The sequence below is a fragment of the Staphylococcus edaphicus genome, from assembly GCF_002614725.1.
GTDB lineage: Bacteria > Bacillota > Bacilli > Staphylococcales > Staphylococcaceae > Staphylococcus > Staphylococcus edaphicus.
This window is the reverse complement of sequence record NZ_MRZN01000015.1, coordinates 37,189-57,666: the sequence shown is the minus strand read 5'-3', so window position 1 is coordinate 57,666 and position 20,478 is coordinate 37,189. Positions and strand designations below refer to the sequence as shown.

The following is a 20,478-nucleotide window of genomic DNA, read 5'->3' as shown; positions in this document are numbered from 1 at the left end:
CACAGTTTATCGTTTTTTCAAATATTTTCGATTTATATGATGAAGGAGCGTCTATGTATAATATAATTCATTTTGCTTACACAAATGCACATAATTACAAAACCGAAAAAAGTATATATAATATTATCACAGGTAAAAAGTCTCATCAAACCTTTTTTGATGCCTGTAGTCAACAGCTTATGTCATTGTATCACAGCATGCCTAATTTAAAATATCCGTCATTCGAGCGATATTCTAGTCATTTTAACATTGAATCACAGCAATATCAAAATGTCAGTAATCACCCTCGACATACATATGATAGTCTTGTGAACACGTTTAATGCAATACAATTGCTAACACAAACATTATCAAATATTAAGCATGACATTCATCAATTTATACCTGTTACACAGCATAACATTGTACAAACTCAAGTAAAACGTCTGTATCAAAAAATAACTAAGGACAATTTACAAACTCAATTTATTGAAGAACTCACAAGCTTATTTCATAATTTATGTCAAAAAAATACTAATGTTTATCTTCATTATTATTTACAAGGATTCGAAGAAAGTATGTACACGAGACAACAAGTAAGTTTGATTGAAGCTATACCTCAAGAAAAACTATTCGAATTAGAAATAAGAGATTTAGTTACATTAATGTATGAACTAGAAATTAAACAGCAATACCCACTATTGAATCAACTCATTATACTTCCTTCACTACTATATAAAACAGAATTAACCTACCATGGTATACAACAAGGTATGCGGTTTGAAGAATTAGCAGCACAACAGAATGTTAAACCAAATACAATCCAAGATCATATTTTAGAATTATTTATTAAAGGATATTTAACACAATATAGTTCATATTTATTACATAAGCAATACGAACAATTTATACCATATTACTTATCAAATCGTAGTGAACGCTTGCGGAATTATAAAACAGCATTTCCAGAACTGAGTTATTTTGAAATTAAATTAATTATTGTTGGTTTAGAAAGGGGGGATATACGTGCTTGATGAAACATTAAAAAATAGATTTGGTTTTGAAACTTTTAAACCAGGTCAAAAAGAAATTATAGAACATGTGCTCAACCAGACAGATACATTGGGCATCCTACCAACAGGAAGTGGTAAAAGCCTATGCTATCAATTACCTACATATATAAAAGAACAACCAACTCTCATCATTTCACCATTAATCTCTTTAATGGATGATCAGGTAATGCAACTTAAACGCCATGGCGAACACCATGTAGCTTGTATACACTCTGGTATGGATGAAACTGAGCGAACCCAAAATGCAAAACAATTAGCAAATAGTCGCTTTATTTTCTTAAGTCCTGAATTTCTACTTCAACCTCATAATTTTAAATTAGTTAAATCATTAGATTTAGGTATGATTGTATTAGACGAAGCACATTGTCTTTCAGAATGGGGTTATGATTTCCGACCTCATTATGCATTAATTGGCAAAATCGTCAATCATTTTCAAAATGCTACGATACTAGCTTTAACAGCTACAGCACCCTCATATCTATCATATGATTTAAAACAAATATTAAATAAATCCTTTTACGTCGTTAAGACGACAATGAATCGCGATAATATCTCGTTATCACATAAAAATTTTGCAGACGATGAGGAAAAATTAAAATGGTTATTACCAACATTGGAACATGCGGGTCCTACAATCATATATGTATCATCTAAAAAGATGTGTTTAACATTAGCACAAAAAATTTATAGTTATGGTTTTTTAACTGGGATTTATCATGGTGATTTGTCATATCAAGAACGTCATACAGTACAACATCAGTTTTTAAACAATGAAATACCTATTATCGTTGCAACAAGTGCATTTGGTATGGGAATTAATAAAAAAGACATCCGTACTATAGTTCATTTTCATTTATCTACAAGTCCTTCAAATTATATGCAAGAAATAGGGCGTGCTGGTCGTGATGGTGAGCAAAGCCAAGCAATCAGTCTATACCAGCCTGATGACAACTTTTTATTAGAAACATTGTTATTTACCGATATTGTCACAATAGAAGATGTTGAATCATTTGAACTTGGCCAGTTTCTACCGCCGGAAAAATCGGAAGTTTTAGAAATACTTTATGGTCATTATACTTATCAACAATTGCGTACTATTTTTGAGATATCATACAAGCGTAAACGTTTGGGTTATATGCGTATGTTAGGATATAAAAATCTCGATCAATGTCGTAGAGCATATATGATAGAATTTTTTGAAGAAAAGTTAAGTGAAAAGCCAAAACAATGTTGTGATAATGACTCCGAAATTAATAAAATAAATATATTAAACAGAAAAAAAGTTAAAAGAAAAATGGATTTTAATGAAAAATTACAAAATTTATTTAAATAATAGACAATTACTTTACTTCATATTTTCAAACAAGCTATAATACGATATATACACATGTTTAATAGTATTTTTTCTTAAAAAAAGTATACATATTTACATTCTTTTAGGGTAAAACAGTATATACTTAAATAAAAATAGGAAGGATGATGAATTTGTCTAACAACAATTTTAAAGATGATTTTGAAAAAAATCGTCAATCCATTGATCCAAAAGAACACCAAGATAACACTCAGGATTCGGTTAACGATTCCGTTGACAATGTAAAAGAGGAAGTGTCTGATAAATCAGATGAACAATTTCCTCCGAGAAATGCTCAACGTAGACAACGAAGAAGAGACACAGCAACAAACCAAAGTGAAAACGACGAGCAGTCAAACCAAGAACATCAATACGAAAACAACAAATTTGGTGGTCATGAACATGGTTTGCAACATGAAGACAATTCTTCTACAGATTCACAGCGTGAAAATGAATCTGTAGATCCTTCACAAAACAATAATTTAATACATGAGTCTTCAAATGATACTCCGCAATCTGATGATAAATTTGATTCAGATAATCAACATAATGATGTCGATGAAGATAATAACAAGAAAAAAGGTGCTGCTGCAGCTGGTGGTGCTACAACTGCTGGTGCTTATGCTGCTAGCAAACATAATAATGACAATTCAAGCTCTAAAGACGCTAGTAACAAAACACATGAACAAAATCAAGATTTAGAACAACATAATCAATCTACTAATTCTAAAAATCAACCTAATAATGACGAAAACAATAAAGATAAAAATGGTTCTAAGAAAAAAGGTGCTGCTGTAGCTGGTGGTGCTGCAGCTGCTGGCGCTGGTGCTTATGCAGCTGGTAAACATAAAGGTCAAAAAGACCAAAAAGATAACAAAGACAAAGTACAAGACAATGCGCAAAATAAAGAGGGTACTGGCTCTAAGAAAAAGGGTGCTGCTGTAGCTGGCGGTGCCGCAGCTGCTGGTACTGGCGCTGTTGCCTCACACTCTAAATCAGGTGGTGGCAACGGTGGCAATGGCAATAATAACCACGATCACGATGATGATAACAAGAAGAAAAAAGGCGGTTTATTAGGAAAGCTACTTCCTATTATAGCAGCAGTATTAATTTTAGCAGCAATTGGTATTTTCGGTGGAATGGCTTTAACTGGTAACAACGATGATAAAGGTAGCGATGACGATAAAAAAGTAGCTGATAATAAAGACAAAGATGCTAATAAGTCTAAAGACTCCGATAAAGATAGTAAATCTGATAAAGATAAAGCTAAAGACGATGATAGTGATAAAGCATCATCGGATTCTGAGGATAGTGATAGCTCCGATAACACTAACACTGATTCTGATCAAGCTAATAGCGATTCTCAAGATCAAGCTAACAGTGATCAAAATCAAGGCAACCAAAATGATCAAACTAGTCAAGATCAACAAAGTAATCAAGCTCAACAAAATGATCAAGCCAATAGTAATCAAAGTAACGATACAGAGCAGTCACAAAATGCAACAAACAACAGTAATCAACAAAATAATCAGTCATCAAATAGTAACTCTGGACAACAAACACATGTTGTAAATGGTCAAAATTTATACAGAATTGCGATTCAATACTACGGTGAAGGTTCACCAGAAAACGTCGAAAAAATTAGAAAAGCGAATAACATTCAAGGCAATGATATCCATAATGGCCAACGCCTTGTTATTCCACAGTAAGATTTATCAATTATGTTAAATAAAAAGAGCGCTTGCCTATAATAGGTGAGCGCTTTTTTGTATGATCAAATGTACCAAAATTTATATAGTGAATTTTCCAATTACAAAAATAAATTGCTTTAATTGCAAAATAAATACAGTTCAAAATAAGTTTCGACTACAATTGTTATAATTTTTTCAAATTCTTTCATTTGGTTTTTGCGAAACTATTGGTATAATATATTGGTGGTAAAAGGAGGACGAATAAAGTATGCAAACAGTTGAAAGTATAATCATAGGTGGCGGCCCTTGTGGATTAAGTGCTGCGATTGAACAAAAGAAAAAAGGAATAGATACTTTAGTTATTGAAAAAGGAAATGTTGTAGATGCAATCTATAATTATCCTACACATCAAACATTCTTTTCTTCTAGTGACAAATTAAGTATCGGGGACATACCATTTATAGTTGAAGAAAGTAAACCGCATAGAAATCAAGCATTGGTTTACTATAGAGCAGTTGTGAAACATCATCAATTACGAATTAATGCCTTTGAAGAAGTCCTCACTGTTAAAAAAATCAATAATCGTTTTACAATTACAACAACTAAAGACGTTTATCAATGTAGGTTTCTTACTGTAGCAACAGGCTATTACGGTCACCATAATCAACTTGAAGTTGAAGGGGCAGAACTTTCAAAAGTTATGCACTATTTTAAAGAAGCACACCCTTATTTCGATCAAAACATTACTATTATTGGTGGTAAAAACTCAGCCGTAGACGCAGCTTTAGAACTAGAGAAAGCTGGCGCAAATGTAACTGTTATTTACCGTGGTAGTGATTATCCAAAAGCGATTAAACCGTGGATACTTCCTAATTTTGAATCACTCGTTCGCCATGAAAAAATCGATATGGCCTTCAATGCAAACGTCACTAAGATTACGGAAGAGAGCGTTTTTTATGAACAAGACGGACAAACATTTGAGATTGCAAACGACTATGTATTTGCAATGATTGGTTATCATCCAGATTATGAATTCTTACAATCAATTGGTATTAAAATCAATCGTAATGAATATGGTACTGCACCAGTTTACAATAAAGAAACTTATGAAACTAATGTAGAAAACTGTTATATAGCAGGTGTCATAGCTGCCGGTAATGATGCCAACACAATTTTTATAGAAAATGGCAAATACCATGGCGGTATTATTACACAAAGTATCTTATCAAAAAAACAAACACCTCTAGAATCTTAAGCACATATCATCATATTAAAGCTGAGACAATTTGACGATATGCGCTTTGAATTTTTCACTTATGAAGTTAAGTGTTTAATTTAAAGCGCGCATGTCATAAGTCTCAGTTTTTTAATAATTTTAAAGTTGTGATTCGAAATATTTTTTTAATTGTTCTTTTGTTAAATGGTTACTCAAACCTACAAGAAGTTTTAATCTTGCTTTAGGACCATTTAATCCATTTGAAAAAATAACACCTTTATCTGCCAATGTAACGCCTCCGCCTTCATAAGCATAAATAGGGCCAACAATGCCGTTAAATGATCTAGACACTAAAATAATTGGTATATTTTTTTCTAAACATTTGTTTAAACCCTCTAAGCATGTTGGTGGTAAGTTACCTTGTCCAAGTGCCTCAATGATGATACCGTCGACATTCTTTTCACTATGAAAAGTCAACACATCACTGTCCATACCCATATAGGCCTTAACCAGCGGTATATTTAATGTGTAATCTATATCATTTAATATAAGATGATCATAGGGCTTATGATGAAATTGAACACTATTTTTAGTTACAACGCCAAGTGGACCATGGTTAGGGCTTTGAAACGTATTGGTATTCGATGTATGTGTTTTTGTAACATTTCGAGCAGTATGTATTTCGTCATTAAATACTACCATTACGCCATTATCAGAAGATTCATCACTTGTTGCTACACGTATTGCTGAAATGAAATTATACAATCCATCAGAACCAATTTCATTGGATGAACGCATAGCCCCAGTAATGGCGATTGGTTTAGAAATATCTGTCGTTAAATCTAATAAATAGGCCGTTTCTTCCAGCGTATCTGTTCCATGTGTGATCACAAAGCCATCAAAATCTTTAGTAGTTACTGCTTCCTCTATGATTTCTTTCAATTTTTCCACATATTCGATATTCATATGTGGTGAAGGCACATTGAATGGTGTCATCTCTGTCACATTTGCATATCGTGCAATCACATCTTGATGATTAGATATTGGATTATTTTTATTAGTCACCACTTTATTAGCTTCATCTTGAGACATGCTAATCGTTCCACCGGTATGTATTACAAGAACATTTTTCATGCTGGCATTCCTCCTATTTATAATTCACATATTTATGATAAAATATTATTCATAAAACAACAAGGAAGGGTTACTAAAATGAAATTATTAAATATCGCACTTGATGGACCTGCCGCTGCAGGGAAAAGTACCATCGCTAAGTTGCTAGCTGCTAAATTATCTATGATTTATGTAGATACAGGAGCAATGTATCGCGCCATTACCTACAAATACTTACAACAAAATAAACCTGAAGACTTTGAACATCTTATTAAAACTACTGATTTATCTTTAACTTATGATGAAGTTAAAGGTCAAAGAGTCATCTTAGATAATCAGGATGTCACTGACTATTTAAGAGAAAATGATGTAACAAACAACGTATCTTATGTAGCATCTAAAGAGGCTGTTAGAACTTTCGCTGTAAAAAAACAGCAAGAATTGTCAGCTAAAAAAGGTATCGTAATGGATGGAAGAGATATTGGTACTGTCGTATTACCAGATGCAGATTTAAAGGTATATATGATTGCTTCAGTTGAAGAAAGAGCGATTCGAAGACAAAAAGATAATGAAGAACGTGGTATAGATTCTAAAGTTGATCAACTTAAACAAGAGATTGCTGATCGAGACCATTATGATATGAATCGTAAAATATCACCTTTAAAAAAAGCAGACGATGCTATTACCGTTGATACAACAGGAAAAAGTATAGAAAATGTTATTGAAGAAATATTAACCTTAGTTCATTCTATTGCTTAATTCAAAATAAATATAACAGAGAATAATCCCTTTCTTTCCAAATTGTGTAAAAAGGTTATATAATACAATTAACGGGTATATAAAGTACATGTGTTTTAGATACCCATCGGTAACTGCATATAAAATAAAATTGTAAAACATAGGTGAATTTTTGTTAATTTTCCGTTAGCTAAAAACCCCAATTTTACAGCATTTTAACAATTGTTATTTGAATTCTTTTAATAAAGGGGAATTTCTTGACAATTCTATTAGATTATAAGATGTTATAAATATGTAGTGTAATAAGGAGGCAGACAAGATGACTGAAGAATTTAACGAATCAATGATTAGTGATATTAAAGAAGGGGATAAAATTACTGGTGAAGTTCAAAAAATAGAAGATAAACAAGTAATTATAGACGTTAATGGTGCAAAATTTAACGGTATTATCCCTATTAGTCAACTATCTACGCATCACATTGACAACCCAAGTGATGCTGTTAAAGTTGGTGATGAAATTGGTGCATATGTTACTAAAATAGAGTATGACGAAGAAAATGAAACTGGTACTTACATTCTTTCTAAACGTCAACTTGAAACTGAAAAATCATATGAATTTTTACAAGAACAATTAGATAATAATCAGACTATTGAAGCCAAAGTCACTGAAGTGGTCAAAGGTGGTTTAGTAGTTGATGTTGGCCAAAGAGGGTTTGTTCCAGCTTCATTAATTTCTACAGATTTCATTGAAGATTTCTCCGATTTTGAAGGTAAGGTACTTAAACTAAAAGTAGAAGAATTAGACCCTGCTAACAATCGTGTCATTCTTAGTCGTAAAGCTGTAGAAGCATTGGAAAATGCAGAGAAAAAAGATGAATTACTAGAATCACTTAATGAAGGCGATGTAATCGAAGGTCAAGTTGCTCGACTTACTAATTTTGGTGCATTCGTAGATATCGGCGGTGTTGATGGACTTGTCCACGTTTCTGAATTGTCTCATGAACATGTAAAATCTCCTGAAGATGTCGTGTCAATTGGTGAAACAGTAAAAGTCAAAATCAAATCTGTTGATAAAGATTCTGAACGTATCTCATTATCTATTAAAGATACATTACCTAGTCCATTTGAATCCATTAAAGGAGAAATCAATGAAGGCGATGTAATAGAAGGTACTGTTGTAAGATTAGCAAACTTTGGAGCATTTGTGGAAATTAAACCTGGTGTTCAAGGATTAGTTCATATCTCTGAAATCAGTCATTCACATATTGGTTCTCCGGGTGAAGTACTGGACCCTGGTGATATTGTAAGTGTTAAAGTGCTTGGTGTAGATACTGAAAATGAACGCATTTCGTTATCTATTAAAGCGACTTTACCAAATGAAAATGTTGTCGAGAGTGATAGTGAAACAACACAATCATACTTAGATAGTGGATCTGATGACGAAGATAATCCAACATTAGGTGATGTATTCGGAGATAAATTAAAAGACTTTAAGTTTTAATACAAAGTACGATGGCAACTTTAAATCTTGTCCTAATTATAACTAGGGCAAGATTTCTTTTTTTGTCATAAAAAGTAGTGTTATTATATTGGCTTCACTTTGTTTTAATATTTCTTTTTATTTATCTAACCCTTATGATAGAATTATAGAGATTAAAAAAGAGAGGAAGTTAGTTATGACTAAACCTATAGTAGCAATTGTTGGTAGGCCAAACGTTGGTAAATCGACAATTTTTAACAGAGTCGTAGGAGAACGTGTATCAATTGTAGAAGATACACCAGGTGTGACTCGTGATAGAATTTATTCATCAGGTGAATGGTTAACACATGATTTTAATATCATTGATACAGGTGGTATTGAAATTGGAGATGCGCCTTTTCAAACTCAAATAAGAGCACAAGCCGAAGTAGCAATTGATGAAGCTGATGTCATCATTTTTATGGTTAATGTAAGAGAAGGGTTAACTCAAAGTGATGAAATGGTAGCACAAATGTTATATAAATCAAAAAAACCTGTAGTTTTAGCAGTAAATAAAGTAGACAATCCCGAAATGAGAAATGAAATTTACGATTTCTATTCCCTAGGTTTTGGAGATCCTTATCCAATTTCTGGTTCTCATGGATTAGGCCTCGGTGATTTATTAGATGAAGTCGTTAAACATTTTAAAGAGGAAGAGCCAGATCCATACGATGATGATACAATTAGACTATCCATAATCGGACGTCCAAATGTGGGTAAATCCAGCTTAGTAAATGCGATATTAGGTGAAGATCGAGTTATCGTTTCCAATGTAGCAGGTACAACACGCGATGCTGTAGATACCGAATATAGCTATGACGATCAAGACTATGTATTAATCGATACAGCTGGTATGCGTAAAAAAGGTAAAGTATATGAAAATACTGAAAAATATTCCGTCTTACGTGCATTGAAAGCTATTGAAAGATCAAATGTTATTCTTATTGTCATTGATGCTGAGCAAGGTATCATTGAACAAGATAAACGTGTTGCAGGCTATGCACACGAAGAAGGAAAAGCGATTGTCATCGTAGTTAATAAGTGGGATACAGTAGACAAAGAAACAAACACTATGAAAAAATTCAAAGATGAAGTACGTAAAGAGTTCCAATTCTTGGATTACGCGGAAATCGCATTTGTTTCAGCAAAAGAGAAACAACGTCTCAGAACGCTGTTCCCATATATTAAAGAAGCTAGTGAAAATCACAAAAAACGTGTACAAAGTTCTACGCTTAATGAAGTAGTAACAGATGCCATTTCGATGAATCCAACTCCAACAGATAAGGGCCGTCGTTTAAACGTATTTTATGCTACACAAGTTGCAATAGAGCCACCGACTTTTATCGTCTTTGTAAACGATGTAGAATTAATGCATTTTTCTTATAAGCGTTATTTGGAGAATCAAATTAGAGCTGCATTTGGATTCGAAGGTACGCCCGTGCACATAATAGCTAGAAAAAGAAATTAATTATCGGAGGGGATATCATGTCTAAAGTAACTGTCTTTGGTACAGGAAGTTTCGGAACGGCATTAGCAAATGTCTTGGCTGAGAATGGGCATCAAGTGTTAATGTGGGGGAAAAACACGAACACTGTTAATGAAATAAATGAGCAACATATCAATAGCAAGTATTTAAACACAGCTAAATTGAATGAATCTATCAAAGCAACACTTGATATTGAAACAGCTGTTGCTTTTGCAGATATTTATTTAATGGCTTTACCAACTAAAGCGATGAGAGAAGTAGCAAAAACAATAGATCATTTATTATCATCTAAAAAAACGTTCATTCATGTAGCGAAAGGTATTGAAAACGAAACGTATAAACGTGTATCTGAGATGCTGGAAGATTCCATTGCTCCTGAACACAATGCAGGCATTGGTGTCTTGTCTGGCCCAAGTCATGCGGAAGAAGTTGTTATAAAACAACCTACAACTGTGGCAGCTTCATCAAAATCAGAAGACGTTCGAAAACTTACACAAGATTTATTTATGAATGATTATTTACGCGTATATACGAATGAAGACCTTGTAGGTGTTGAACTTGGTGGCGCATTGAAAAATATTATTGCTGTTGCAAGTGGCGTCATTTCAGGTATGGGATTTGGGGATAATGCAAAAGCTGCTTTGATGACGAGAGGCTTAGCTGAAATAAGTCGGTTAGGTGAAAAATTAGGTGCAGATCCAATTACTTTTCTTGGCTTAGGAGGCATTGGTGATCTAATCGTAACATGTACATCGACTCATTCCAGAAATTATACATTGGGTTATAAATTAGGTGAAGGCAAATCACTTGATACGGCTTTAAATGAAATGAATATGGTTGTTGAAGGTGTCTATACTACAAAATCAGTTTATCATTTAGCAAATGAAGTAAATGTCGATATGCCAATAACAACTGCATTGTATAAAGTATTATTTGAAAACAGACCAGTAAATGAAAGCGTTAAAGACTTAATGGGACGAGGAAAGAAAGCGGAATAACATAGTATAATTACACTTTTTTTAGAATATATAACGATTTACTATCAAAATCCTATTATTTCAACGTTTTTTGCACATAAATCATTGCAGTAGCTATAATCGTTGTGTTAAAGTCATACCATAATGATATAAAGTATCATTATAAACCCTAGGGGAGGTGAATTCATAATGAACAAGACAGATTTAATTAATGCTGTAGCAGAACAAGCGGATTTAACTAAAAAAGAAGCTGGTTTAGCTGTAGATGCAGTATTCGAATCAATTCAATCATCACTTTCTAAAGGTGAAAAAGTACAATTAATTGGATTCGGTAACTTCGAAGTACGCGAACGTGCTGCTCGTAAAGGCCGTAACCCTCAAACTGGTAAAGAAATTGATATCCCTGCAAGCAAAGTTCCAGCATTCAAAGCTGGTAAAGCTTTAAAAGATGCAGTAAAATAATTCTTTACTCAAAGTGAAGCCCTTTTAAAGGGGCTTTTTCTTTTTTATTTGATAAATAATCAAATATAACCAACTATAAGCATATCAATGTATGATATCATTCGAGATAGTTGCTTTATGAACTTATTCGTCCATTATGGACTATGGATAAGAATTACATATGAATCAAACAATTAACTATAACTCAATTCCATATAAATTGAGTTTATTACATACATAACACATGAATATATATGACTTTGATTTTCGTTGATTTTATTTTTCTCAATATAATGTTAATATGTATATGGATAATAACGTGAGGTGTGAACATGGAAACGACATTAAACATATTAGAAACACAGATTACACAGCGGCTTCGCGGTGTAAATCATTATGAATCAATATATATAAATAAAGCGTTGGCACAAATTCTTGATTCTTATGATATCCCACAAGAAGCTAAGTTGGCTTGCCTCACAATAGATACAGCGATGCGTCACTTAGACGAAGTTTCTACCAATTTATCGTCTAAAAAATCTATTTTAATCGGTGACTTGTTAAGTGCACATTTTTATACATTATTAGCTAATTTAAATGATTCAGCTTATCAAAAAGAGATTAGCACAGCTATTGTAGAAGTAAATGAAATGAAATCTTCCATTCATCATGAAACGATAGATATCAATGATATTGGACAATATATATTAAAAATAGAAAATACGTTTCCTCTAATTACGATAAATCGATTTGCTTCAAATGCTAATACAGCTTTTATCAACGATAAACTATTAGACAATTTAAGCGATAATCACCCTTCTTACTTAAGCAAATATTCTAAAGAAGTGTTAGCGTCATTTTTAGATCAAATAAAAACTGAAATTCATTCAAAAAGAGGTAATTAATATGGCAGATAATAAAGCAAAAAAAGAACAAGTTCATGATGTTTTTCAAAATATTTCTGGAAAATATGACCGCCTTAATAACATCATAAGCTTCGAACAACATAAAACATGGAGAAAGCGCGTTATGAAAGAAATGAATGTGACACCAGGATCAAAAGCTTTAGACGTTTGTTGTGGTACTGCTGATTGGACAATCTCATTAAGTAAAGCAGTTGGGCCAACTGGCGAAGTTATCGGTGTTGATTTCAGTGAAAATATGTTGGAAGTAGGTAAACATAAAACAAGTGATATGCAAAATATTAAACTTGTACATGGTGATGCAATGAATTTGCCATTTGAAGACAACGAGTTCGATTATGTCACAATTGGTTTCGGTTTAAGAAACGTGCCTGATTATCTAGCAACATTGAAAGAATTAAATAGGGTTCTTAAACCCGGTGGTATGATTGTTTGCCTAGAAACAAGCCAACCTACAACACCTGTATTTAAACAATGTTATAAACTTTATTTTAAGTTCGTAATGCCAATTTTCGGAAAAATCTTTGCGAAATCAAAAGATGAGTATGAATGGTTACAACAATCAACGTTTGATTTTCCGGATAAAGAAAAATTAAAACGCTTATTTAATCAAGCAGGTTTCAGTAATGTTAAAATCCGTAGCTTCACAGGTGGCGTTGCAGCAATGCACCTTGGCTATAAATAAAAATGAATCAACCAAAGGTGATTAGCGTGTCAAAGTTAAATATGAATAATGAAATTAAAAAAATAGAAAAACGATTAGAACTATCTATTAAAAGTAATGATAAAGTACTTGAGGCTGCTTCACACCATTTATTTTCTTCAGGTGGTAAGCGTGTTAGACCTGCGTTCGTAATTTTAAGTAGCCAATTTGGCAAAGAAATGAATGAAGACGTTTATCGTGTCGCAGTTGCCTTAGAATTAATTCATATGGCCACCTTAGTGCATGATGATGTTATAGATAAAAGTGATAAACGTAGAGGTAGTCTAACTATCTCTAAAAAATGGGATCAAAACACAGCCATACTCACTGGTAATTTCTTACTTGCTCGAGGACTTGAACATATTTCTAATATTGAAGCTAATCGTGTACACGCTGTTATATCTAGTGCCATTGTAGAAGTATGCATGGGCGAACTATATCAGTTTCAGGATCAATTTAATGGACATCAAACCATAACGAATTACTTGCGCCGTATAAATCGAAAAACGGCATTGTTAATACAATTATCCACAGAAGTAGGAGCAATTACTTCTGGTGCTGATAAAAAAACAATCCATAATTTAAAAATGATTGGCCATTATATAGGTATGAGTTTTCAAATTGTAGATGATATATTAGATTTTACAAGTACAGAGAAAAAATTAGGTAAACCTGTTGGTAGTGATTTAATGAATGGTCATTTAACCTTGCCAGTACTTCTTGAAATGAGAAATAATGACACGTTCAAACAACAAATTCAACAATTAAGTCCTGATACTAGTCATGAGACATTCATTAAATTGATTAATCAAATTAGAAATTCTGACGTTATCACACATGCGCAAGAAATTAGTGATAAATACTTGCATAAAGCATTGCGTTTAATTGACGAGCTAGAAAATGAAGATTCAAAACCATTATTTAAAAAATTAATAAAAAAAGTCGGCAAAAGAAATGTGTAACTTATGTGAAAACCATTGAAAGCGCTTTAATAACCTGTTAATATGTTAATGTGATTCAAAACACATTTTGATTTTGATGCATATTTGTGTACTTTATATTACTTATTATAAGTACAACGATACATAACAAACAGGGGGAGACACATATAATGGAAAGAACATTTCTAATGATTAAACCAGATGCAGTACAAAGAAATTTAATAGGGGAAATTATTTCTCGAATTGAAAGAAAAGGACTAAAACTAGTTGGCGGTAAGTTAATGACTGTACCGCAATCACTCGCAGAAGCGCATTATGCAGAACATACCGATAAACCGTTCTATAAACATTTAATTAGTTTTATTACTTCTGCACCAGTGTTTGCGATGGTCGTAGAAGGCGAAGATGCTGTTCATGTAGCTCGACATATTATTGGTAAAACTAACCCATCTGAAGCAACACCAGGTACGATTAGAGGAGATTTAGGCTTAACAGTAGGACGAAACATTATTCATGGCTCTGACTCAGTTGAATCAGCCAATAAAGAAATCAATCTATGGTTTAATACAGAAGAATTAAGCGAATATACCGAACCAAGAGAACCTTGGTTATACGAATAATATTTATTAATAAATACGATTTTTAAACTGATTAGATTACAGTATCTAATCAGTTTTTTTGTTCGCTAAATTAAAAGCAATAATTTTATATCAGTTCATATATAACGGACTAGATTTAATATAATTCGTTTAGCGCAAGTGTTACACTAGTAAATAATGATATTTGAAATAAATTTTATTAATGTTCATCTTTTATTATTTTACTGTTAATTTGAACAAATGAATATGATAAGATATAGAGCATATATTAATTTAAAGTACTAAAGAACGGAGTGGGTAAAGTATGAGATATTTAACTTCTGGTGAGTCACATGGACCACAGTTAACAGTCATTATTGAAGGTGTGCCAGCTAATTTAGAAATTAATGTAGCTGAGATAAACGAGGAAATGTTTAAAAGACAGGGAGGCTATGGTCGTGGTCGCCGTATGCAAATTGAAAAAGATGCTGTAGAAATAGTTTCAGGTGTAAGAAATGGGTACACGCTAGGCAGCCCCATTACTTTAATTGTTACAAATGACGACTTTACACATTGGAAGAAAATCATGGGTGCGGATCCTATCAGTGAAGAAGACCAAGATAATATGAAACGTGTTATTACTAAACCTCGTCCTGGCCACGCAGACTTAATTGGAGGTATGAAATACAATCACAGAGATTTAAGAAATGTGTTAGAAAGATCATCTGCAAGAGAAACAGCGGCTCGTGTTGCTGTTGGCGCAGTTTCAAAAATACTCTTAAAACAATTAAACATTCATTTTTACAGTAGAGTAGTGGAAATTGGCGGCATTAAAGACGATATCGAATATGACCTTGAAACAATTAAATCAAATATAGATAAGAATGACGTGCGCGTTGTTAATGATGAAATAGCACAAACGATGCGTGATAAGATTGATGACGCTAAAAAAGCAGGTGATACAATCGGAGGTGTGGTACAGACTATCATTGAAGGAGTTCCAGTAGGCATAGGTAGTTATGTACATTATGATCGTAAACTAGATGGCAGAATTGCTCAGGGTGTTGTTAGTATCAATGCATTTAAAGGTGTTAGCTTTGGCGAAGGTTTTAAAGCTGCTGAAAAACCAGGCAGTGAAATTCAAGATGAAATATTATACGATACTACAAATGGATATTACAGAGGTTCAAACCATTTAGGCGGTTTCGAAGGAGGCATGTCTAATGGTATGCCAATCATTGTAAATGGTGTAATGAAACCCATCCCAACATTATACAAGCCATTAAATTCTGTAGATATTAATACCAAAGAACCGTTTAAAGCTTCTATTGAACGTTCCGATAGTTGTGCTGTACCCGCAGCAAGTGTAGTAGTTGAAAATGTAGTTGCCTTTGAATTAGCGAAAGCATTGCTTGAAGAATTCCAATGCAACCATATAGAACAACTACAAGCGCAAATTGAAGAGCGTCGCTTATTAAACATCGAATATTAAATAGTGATCAAAATATTATGGAATAATCAGGTGATAACATGAAATTAGAAACTACTTATCAATCTAATAATTATCCAATTATTGTAGAACATCAAGCATTAGATCAATTGCATCCCTTTATCAAAGACTATCAAGATGTGGTACTCGTTGTTGATGAGCATGTCTATAATGATTGGCATGAAACGTTAGATTTTATCACTACTGAAAATAAAGCACATAAACTTGTCATTCCTTCTGGGGAAACAACAAAAACTTTATCTTATTATGAAAAAATCATTGAAAAACTACTGGCAGAACAATTAACACGAAACACATGCTTAGTTGCAATTGGTGGGGGAGCTACTGGAGATTTCACAGGATTTTTAGCTTCAACTTTATTAAGAGGCGTTGATTTCATACAGGTACCAACAACTATATTGGCACATGATTCAAGCGTTGGTGGAAAAGTCGGTATAAATTCAAAGCATGGTAAAAATTTGATCGGGGCTTTTTATAGACCCAAAGCAGTCATTTATGATCTCAATTTTTTAAATACGTTGCCTTATACTGAAATTTTAAGTGGCTATGCTGAAGTATATAAACATGCTTTATTAAACGATATTGCATCAGTTAAAAATATAGAAGCGCAATATCCTAACGAACAAGCACTCGCTTCTTTAAAGGACATCGAATATTATCTGTTTAAAGGTATAGAAACAAAGTTAAATATTATAGTTCAAGATGAAAAAGAATCTAATGTACGCAAATATCTTAATTTAGGACATACTTTTGGCCATGCTGTTGAATATCAATTTAAGATTCCACATGGTCACGCAGTAATGATTGGTATCATTTATCAATTTATTGTCTCTAATATATTATTAAACACCAATTACGATATTTTGCATTATATTCAGTATTTAAAATCATTAAATTATCCTTTGGACACTATCCAATCATTTGAATTTGAATCCTTGTATCAATTAATGTTAAAAGATAAAAAAAATAACCAAACAGGCGTTCAAATGGTACTTTTAAATGCAATTGGAGATCCACAGGTGAAACATGTAGACAAAGCCGTACTTTCACAGGCTTTCGAGGCATTCATAACATATTTTAAAAAGTAGGTGCTTGAATATTGTCAAAAACAAAATTAGTAGAAATCAATGGACCATTAGTTGGGGAAATCGAAGTACCTGGCGATAAATCAATGACACACAGAGCCATTATCTTAGGTTCTCTAGCTAGTGGTAAGTCAACTATTTACAAACCGCTTCTAGGTGAAGATTGTCTTCGTACAGTTGAAATTTTCAAACTATTAGGTGTTCAAATTGAGGTGAGTGAAGATAAAATATCAATTGATTCACCTGGGTATAAACATTTCAAGACACCACATCAAGTATTGTATACAGGAAATTCCGGTACAACGACACGTTTAGTTGCTGGATTATTGTGTGGGCTTGGCATCGAAACGGTTTTATCTGGAGATGAATCTATTGGCAAAAGACCAATGGATAGAATAATGAAGCCTTTGGAACGTATGAATGCAAATATCACTGGTATCAATGATAATTATACGCCACTTATTATTAAACCTGCTTCGATTAAAGGAATTACATATGAGATGGAAGTAGCAAGTGCTCAGGTTAAAAGTGCTATTCTGTTTGCCAGTCTGTTTGCCAGTGAACCTACAACAATCAAAGAATTAGACACAACGCGTAATCATACCGAAACCATGTTTGAACATTTCAACATTCCCATTTCGGTAACAGATCAAGCCATTGAAATGCCAAGTCGAGGCATCGAACACATCAAACCATCCGACTTCCATGTACCTGGTGACATATCATCCGCTGCATATTTTATCGTTGCTGGCTTGATAACACCGGGTAGTGATATTACAATACACAATGTTGGCATTAACCCCACACGTTCAGGTATTATAGATATCGTGACACAAATGGAAGGGAATATAACATTATTTAATCAAACTGATCATCCCGAGCCAACAGCTTCTATTCGTGTACAATATTCACCCGATATGAAACCAATTCAAATTGATGGAAACCTTGTACCTAGAGCGATTGATGAAATACCGATTATAGCATTACTTTGCACCCAAGCTAATGGGACAAGCATTGTAAAAGAAGCAGAAGAACTTAAAGTTAAAGAAACAAATCGCATTGATACAACTGCAAATATGCTTAATTTATTAGGCTTTATGTTACAACCGACGAATGATGGTTTAATCATTCATCCATCGGCACTAGAACAAACTACGACTGTTAACAGCTTTACTGATCACCGTATTGGCATGATGTTAGCTATCGCATCCTTACTAACAGATGAGGCATTATCAATTAAGCAATTTGATGCGGTCAATGTTTCTTTCCCAGGATTCTTACCGAAGTTAAAACAATTAGAAAAAGAGGGATAATAGTATGGAAGATATCTATAAACTCATAGATGATATCAACTTACAAAAATTAGATAACTTAGACACACGTGTAAATGATGCATTAAGCTCTCCTAAGGACGATGCTTTATTCATACTAGGTGAAACGTTATATAACTATGGTTTAATGCCACAAGGCTTAGAAGTGTTCCGTACGCTTTACCACAAATATCCTGATGAAAGTGAACTTTTAATCTATTTCATTGAAGGATTAATGTCTGAGAACCATACCGATGAAGCATTAGAATATCTGAACGAAGTGGAAATATCTACCGAAAGATTAATGTTAGAAGCTGATCTTTATCAACAATTAAATATGCTTGAAGTAGCAATTAGTAAACTTGATGAAGCTATAGATATTGAACCAAACGATCCGATTATTCATTACGCATTAGCAGAGTTATTGTACTTCGATGGGCAATATTTAAGAGCTACTTCTGAATACGAAACCGTTCTTGAAACAGGAGAATATGAAGTCAACGGTGTGAATTTATTTTCTCGTTTAGCTGACTGTAGTTTACAAAGCGGAAACTACAGTGATGCTATCAAAATGTTTGATGAAATTAATGAAGACGAAATGGATTCCGAAGATTATTTCAAAAAAGCAATCGCTTATGAAAAAAATGAACTTACTCAAGAAGCAATCAAGTTGGTACAAACATTATTATCAAAAGACCCTGATTTCTTACAAGCCTATTTTTATTTACAGCAATTATATGAAAATGAACATAACCATGCTGATGCAATAGAAATAGGTAAAGAAGGATTAAGATTAACGCAGTTTTATAAAGAATTAATGGTTTCTACAGGTACGATACAAATTGAGCATGGTGATGCAAATGAAGGTGTACAATTACTCATCCAAGCATTAGAAGTCGATAATGCATATCAGGAGCCATTGTTGATACTAAGTGATTTATATAGACAAGAAGAAGATTATGAATCACTAATAGGATTACTTCAATATGTAGATGAAGAAGATTTAGATCCTGTATTTATGTGGCATCTCGCCTACGCACTTGGCCAAGAAGAACGCGATAGAGAAGCACAACATTTCTTTGAATTAGCATATAATACCCTGCAATCACAATCCGCATTTTTAAGTGATTATTATTTCTATTTAGTAGAAATTGGAGAAACACAACAAGCCAAAGTAATTTTAAACCAATTATTAGAATTAGAACCAAGTAATGATACTTGGCATGACGAAGCAGAAAGATTGCAATCTTTCTAGAACAAGGAAGGTGAGTTTGAATGTCCAATACGCTACAACAATCAAAGGCAACTTTTATTGAATATCTTCTTTTTCATTATCAGTTTAAATCTAGGATTAGTGTGTGGATATTGAACTTACTCAAATCATCACCAGAATTATTACAACAAATACACTTTGTAGATGAAAGTATTCCTGGCCATAATACATTAGCATTAGCTATGGTTAATGCGGTAACACCAGTTGCAATTAAGTATACATCAGACAATCAACAAATCATAAATAGCAATGAAATTTTTGAAGTTATTGCTAATCATAATGAATCTTTTGATATAAAGATATATTTTGATAAAACACAAAAGAGAGATCAAAAACTAGATGACTTATTGTTAAAACAATTACTTCAATCTCCTTATTATGCTGTATATATGCAAGATATATACAGCATTCCTTTATCAAAGCAAAGTGAGACTTCTATTATTTCTTATTTACAAGATAATATTGATTTAAGCTTACAATTACAAGATAAAGTGTTGTTTTATCAACTCTCTCAGATTCTTAATACATTTAAATTAAGAAATGTAAACACAACAACGAAGGACTGAAGTAA

At 32.9% G+C, this 20,478-nt stretch carries 19 protein-coding genes; 18 read left to right on the top strand and 1 reads right to left on the bottom strand.

Annotation, left to right across the window (positions count from 1 at the left end; translation table 11 throughout):
* Positions 1–53: 53 nt before the first annotated feature.
* The 4 genes from BTJ66_RS09505 to ypdA all read left to right on the top strand — a co-directional run bounded on the left by BTJ66_RS09505 (position 54) and on the right by ypdA (position 5,349).
* Positions 54–1,013 carry a helix-turn-helix domain-containing protein gene (locus tag BTJ66_RS09505; RefSeq protein WP_099090726.1) on the top strand — a complete coding sequence of 320 codons (960 nt, stop codon included), beginning with the start codon at positions 54–56 and terminating at the stop codon, positions 1,011–1,013.
* Complete coding sequence (locus BTJ66_RS09500; RefSeq protein ID WP_099090725.1) at positions 1,006–2,385, top strand: RecQ family ATP-dependent DNA helicase; 1,380 nt, start codon at positions 1,006–1,008, stop codon at positions 2,383–2,385. The genes BTJ66_RS09505 and BTJ66_RS09500 overlap by 8 nt, the downstream gene beginning before the upstream one ends.
* A gap of 146 nt (positions 2,386–2,531) precedes the next feature.
* A complete protein-coding gene (ebpS, locus tag BTJ66_RS09495; RefSeq protein WP_167380387.1) occupies positions 2,532–4,112 on the top strand; it encodes an elastin-binding protein EbpS in 1,581 nt (526 codons plus the stop codon).
* A 250-nt stretch (positions 4,113–4,362) separates the two neighbouring features.
* Positions 4,363–5,349 carry a bacillithiol disulfide reductase YpdA gene (gene ypdA, locus BTJ66_RS09490; RefSeq protein WP_099090723.1) on the top strand — a complete coding sequence of 329 codons (987 nt, stop codon included), beginning with the start codon at positions 4,363–4,365 and terminating at the stop codon, positions 5,347–5,349.
* A 120-nt stretch (positions 5,350–5,469) separates the two neighbouring features.
* On the opposite strand, the gene BTJ66_RS09485 is transcribed toward ypdA, so the two are convergent.
* Complete coding sequence (locus BTJ66_RS09485; RefSeq protein WP_099090722.1) at positions 5,470–6,444, bottom strand: asparaginase; 975 nt, start codon at positions 6,442–6,444, stop codon at positions 5,470–5,472.
* 78 nt (positions 6,445–6,522) lie between these two features.
* Between BTJ66_RS09485 and cmk the strand changes: the two genes are divergently transcribed.
* From cmk to BTJ66_RS09415, 14 genes are all read left to right on the top strand, one after another.
* Complete coding sequence (gene cmk / locus BTJ66_RS09480) at positions 6,523–7,182, top strand: (d)CMP kinase (protein ID WP_099090721.1); 660 nt, start codon at positions 6,523–6,525, stop codon at positions 7,180–7,182.
* Between the two features lie 298 nt (positions 7,183–7,480).
* Positions 7,481–8,662: a 30S ribosomal protein S1 gene (rpsA, locus tag BTJ66_RS09475; protein ID WP_099090720.1), complete on the top strand. Its 1,182-nt coding sequence runs from the start codon at positions 7,481–7,483 to the stop codon at positions 8,660–8,662.
* A gap of 175 nt (positions 8,663–8,837) precedes the next feature.
* Complete coding sequence (gene der, locus BTJ66_RS09470; protein ID WP_099090719.1) at positions 8,838–10,148, top strand: ribosome biogenesis GTPase Der; 1,311 nt, start codon at positions 8,838–8,840, stop codon at positions 10,146–10,148.
* A gap of 17 nt (positions 10,149–10,165) precedes the next feature.
* Entirely contained in the window at positions 10,166–11,164 is a 999-nt protein-coding gene (locus BTJ66_RS09465; RefSeq protein WP_099090718.1) for an NAD(P)H-dependent glycerol-3-phosphate dehydrogenase, read from the top strand.
* A 168-nt stretch (positions 11,165–11,332) separates the two neighbouring features.
* Positions 11,333–11,605 carry an HU family DNA-binding protein gene (locus BTJ66_RS09460; RefSeq protein ID WP_002483248.1) on the top strand — a complete coding sequence of 91 codons (273 nt, stop codon included), beginning with the start codon at positions 11,333–11,335 and terminating at the stop codon, positions 11,603–11,605.
* Between the two features lie 311 nt (positions 11,606–11,916).
* Positions 11,917–12,489: a heptaprenyl diphosphate synthase component 1 gene (locus BTJ66_RS09455; RefSeq protein WP_099090717.1), complete on the top strand. Its 573-nt coding sequence runs from the start codon at positions 11,917–11,919 to the stop codon at positions 12,487–12,489.
* A gap of 1 nt (position 12,490) precedes the next feature.
* Complete coding sequence (locus tag BTJ66_RS09450) at positions 12,491–13,192, top strand: demethylmenaquinone methyltransferase (RefSeq protein ID WP_099090716.1); 702 nt, start codon at positions 12,491–12,493, stop codon at positions 13,190–13,192.
* 26 nt (positions 13,193–13,218) lie between these two features.
* Positions 13,219–14,172 carry a polyprenyl synthetase family protein gene (locus tag BTJ66_RS09445; RefSeq protein WP_099090740.1) on the top strand — a complete coding sequence of 318 codons (954 nt, stop codon included), beginning with the start codon at positions 13,219–13,221 and terminating at the stop codon, positions 14,170–14,172.
* Positions 14,173–14,321: 149 nt separating this feature from the next.
* Positions 14,322–14,771, top strand: coding sequence for a nucleoside-diphosphate kinase (gene ndk / locus BTJ66_RS09440; RefSeq protein ID WP_099090715.1), 450 nt, complete (start codon positions 14,322–14,324; stop codon positions 14,769–14,771).
* A 283-nt stretch (positions 14,772–15,054) separates the two neighbouring features.
* Positions 15,055–16,221 carry a chorismate synthase gene (aroC, locus tag BTJ66_RS09435; protein ID WP_099090714.1) on the top strand — a complete coding sequence of 389 codons (1,167 nt, stop codon included), beginning with the start codon at positions 15,055–15,057 and terminating at the stop codon, positions 16,219–16,221.
* 38 nt (positions 16,222–16,259) lie between these two features.
* Positions 16,260–17,327 (top strand): 3-dehydroquinate synthase, encoded by a 1,068-nt coding sequence (aroB, locus tag BTJ66_RS09430; protein WP_099090713.1) that lies wholly within the window; start codon positions 16,260–16,262, stop codon positions 17,325–17,327.
* A gap of 11 nt (positions 17,328–17,338) precedes the next feature.
* Complete coding sequence (gene aroA / locus BTJ66_RS09425) at positions 17,339–18,637, top strand: 3-phosphoshikimate 1-carboxyvinyltransferase (RefSeq protein WP_099090712.1); 1,299 nt, start codon at positions 17,339–17,341, stop codon at positions 18,635–18,637.
* A gap of 4 nt (positions 18,638–18,641) precedes the next feature.
* A complete protein-coding gene (locus tag BTJ66_RS09420; RefSeq protein ID WP_099090711.1) occupies positions 18,642–19,889 on the top strand; it encodes a tetratricopeptide repeat protein in 1,248 nt (415 codons plus the stop codon).
* Between the two features lie 20 nt (positions 19,890–19,909).
* Complete coding sequence (locus tag BTJ66_RS09415; RefSeq protein ID WP_099090710.1) at positions 19,910–20,473, top strand: YpiB family protein; 564 nt, start codon at positions 19,910–19,912, stop codon at positions 20,471–20,473.
* Positions 20,474–20,478: the final 5 nt, after the last annotated feature.

Excerpts from the sequence above, each read along its gene's own strand:
- BTJ66_RS09415 (WP_099090710.1), top strand. The coding sequence starts at position 19,910 with ATGTCCAATACGCTACAACAATCAAAGGCAACTTTTATTGAATATCTT.
- BTJ66_RS09465 (WP_099090718.1), top strand. The coding sequence starts at position 10,166 with ATGTCTAAAGTAACTGTCTTTGGTACAGGAAGTTTCGGAACGGCATTA.
- BTJ66_RS09485 (WP_099090722.1), bottom strand. The coding sequence starts at position 6,444 with ATGAAAAATGTTCTTGTAATACATACCGGTGGAACGATTAGCATGTCT.
- BTJ66_RS09420 (WP_099090711.1), top strand. The coding sequence starts at position 18,642 with ATGGAAGATATCTATAAACTCATAGATGATATCAACTTACAAAAATTA.
- BTJ66_RS09460 (WP_002483248.1), top strand. The coding sequence starts at position 11,333 with ATGAACAAGACAGATTTAATTAATGCTGTAGCAGAACAAGCGGATTTA.
- aroB (WP_099090713.1), top strand. The coding sequence starts at position 16,260 with ATGAAATTAGAAACTACTTATCAATCTAATAATTATCCAATTATTGTA.
- ndk (WP_099090715.1), top strand. The coding sequence starts at position 14,322 with ATGGAAAGAACATTTCTAATGATTAAACCAGATGCAGTACAAAGAAAT.
- aroC (WP_099090714.1), top strand. The coding sequence starts at position 15,055 with ATGAGATATTTAACTTCTGGTGAGTCACATGGACCACAGTTAACAGTC.
- rpsA (WP_099090720.1), top strand. The coding sequence starts at position 7,481 with ATGACTGAAGAATTTAACGAATCAATGATTAGTGATATTAAAGAAGGG.
- der (WP_099090719.1), top strand. The coding sequence starts at position 8,838 with ATGACTAAACCTATAGTAGCAATTGTTGGTAGGCCAAACGTTGGTAAA.
- ebpS (WP_167380387.1), top strand. The coding sequence starts at position 2,532 with ATGAATTTGTCTAACAACAATTTTAAAGATGATTTTGAAAAAAATCGT.
- BTJ66_RS09450 (WP_099090716.1), top strand. The coding sequence starts at position 12,491 with ATGGCAGATAATAAAGCAAAAAAAGAACAAGTTCATGATGTTTTTCAA.
- ypdA (WP_099090723.1), top strand. The coding sequence starts at position 4,363 with ATGCAAACAGTTGAAAGTATAATCATAGGTGGCGGCCCTTGTGGATTA.
- cmk (WP_099090721.1), top strand. The coding sequence starts at position 6,523 with ATGAAATTATTAAATATCGCACTTGATGGACCTGCCGCTGCAGGGAAA.
- BTJ66_RS09455 (WP_099090717.1), top strand. The coding sequence starts at position 11,917 with ATGGAAACGACATTAAACATATTAGAAACACAGATTACACAGCGGCTT.
- BTJ66_RS09505 (WP_099090726.1), top strand. The coding sequence starts at position 54 with ATGTATAATATAATTCATTTTGCTTACACAAATGCACATAATTACAAA.